Genomic DNA, 1,497 nt, shown 5'->3' with positions numbered 1-1,497 from the left:
GGGACTGGGCATGGGCGGGATCGCGGGGTTGATTCTGCTGGCTCTGGCCGTGCTGGGGGTGGCCGGACACGCGATAGGGCGGGCGTTCGGCAAGAAGGGGGCGCATCATGACTGAACGTCTTGTCCGGATCTATCCGCGGTTCGAACGCTTCTGGCACTGGTCGCAGGCGGCGCTGATCCTTGTGCTTTTTGCCTCGGGGCTGCGGGTGATGGGGCTGATCGCGGCGCTGCCCTTCGGACTGGCCTTCATGGCGCATATCGTGGCGGCGGTGGCGCTGATGGTGCTGTGGGTCTTTGCGATCTTCTGGCACCTGACTACGGGCACCTGGCGCCATTACGTGCCCACAACCAACGGCCTTTGGAAGGTGGCGCGGTTCTATGGCTACGGCATCTTCAGGGGTGAGGCGCATCCCTATCGCAAGGCCTATTGGCGCAAGCACAATCCCCTGCAGGCGCTGACCTATCTGGCGCTGAAGCTGGCGCTGTTCCCGGCGATCTGGGCGACGGGGCTGCTGTATCTGACCTATAACCTGTGGGCCAGCGATGCGGCGCTGGCGGGCTGGCTGCCGGTGGTCGCCAATCTGCACATCCTGATCGGCTTTGCCATTGCCGCTTTCGTCATCGTGCATGTCTATCTGCTGACCGCGGGGGGATCGTTCCGCGACCATGTCGCGCCGATGATCACCGGCTTCGACAAGGTCGATCTGACCCCCGAGGAAGAGGCCTATCTGCTGCGCGACGAACCGGCCCGAATCCGGAAAGGCTAGTCATCCGGAAAGGCCAAGCCCGGCGCGCTGCCTTTGTGCCGCGATCCCTGCGGATCATTCGCTCCAGGCGTGGGAATGGACATCGCGGCCCGAATGGCCCTCCATGATCGTCTTGGCCAGCCTTTCCTTTTCGGCATCCGCGGTCCGCACCCAGATCAGGATCCCGCCGTTCTTGATCTGATTGGTGTAATAGTCCTTGTGGTGCTTGCCGACCCGGCGCGCCAGAAGGCTGCCGATCACCGCGGCAGGCCCGCCGCCGATGGCAACCGCCGCGATCGAGGCGGCCAGCGTGCTGATCGGCGTCAGCATCGCGGTCATGGCGATATAGGATCCCAGGAAGATGAAACCGCCGACGATCGCGCCTTCCAGTTCCCCGATCGCCTCTTCGGACACGAAGGCTGCGCGCGGGGCATTGGGATTGTCTTCCAGATCCTTCGCCTGCCAGAAGGCCGAGCCAAGCTTTTCCTTCAGCGCGGTTTCACTGCCCAGAACGCTTATGTCATAGCGGCTGAACCCGGCGATCATCAGATCATACATGGTCGCCTGCATCGACTCGAACGTGTCGAAGACGCCCACAACCTCGGGCACATTGATATAAGTGGTCTTTTCGGTCATTTGTCTTCCCCCTTATGGATTTTCCTGCCCCGTTCCCGTGGCCGATAGGTAAATTCACCGCGCCCGCGCCGATGGGCTGACTTTTCAAGATTTCAGAAGAAGCAACGAACTTTGA

At 62.0% G+C, this 1,497-nt stretch carries 2 protein-coding genes; one reads left to right on the top strand and one right to left on the bottom strand.

The features are described 5' to 3' along the window. The first annotated feature begins 107 nt into the window (after positions 1-107). Positions 108-767, top strand: a complete 660-nt coding sequence (locus MXB90_RS17670; RefSeq protein WP_250046721.1) for a cytochrome b/b6 domain-containing protein — start codon at positions 108-110, stop codon at positions 765-767. Positions 768-821: 54 nt separating this feature from the next. Here the strand turns inward: MXB90_RS17670 and MXB90_RS17665 are convergent, their stop codons facing one another. Next, positions 822-1,382: a hypothetical protein gene (locus MXB90_RS17665; protein ID WP_250046720.1), complete on the bottom strand. Its 561-nt coding sequence runs from the start codon at positions 1,380-1,382 to the stop codon at positions 822-824. Positions 1,383-1,497: the final 115 nt, after the last annotated feature.

The sequence above is a fragment of the Phaeovulum molybdatiresistens genome (assembly GCF_023544865.1).
GTDB lineage: Bacteria > Pseudomonadota > Alphaproteobacteria > Rhodobacterales > Rhodobacteraceae > Pontitalea.
This window is presented reverse-complemented; position numbering and strand designations above follow the sequence as displayed.

Bases quoted from the DNA above. Each gene is read 5' to 3' on its own strand.
- MXB90_RS17670 (WP_250046721.1), top strand. From the start codon at position 108: ATGACTGAACGTCTTGTCCGGATCTATCCGCGGTTCGAACGCTTCTGG.
- MXB90_RS17665 (WP_250046720.1), bottom strand. From the start codon at position 1,382: ATGACCGAAAAGACCACTTATATCAATGTGCCCGAGGTTGTGGGCGTC.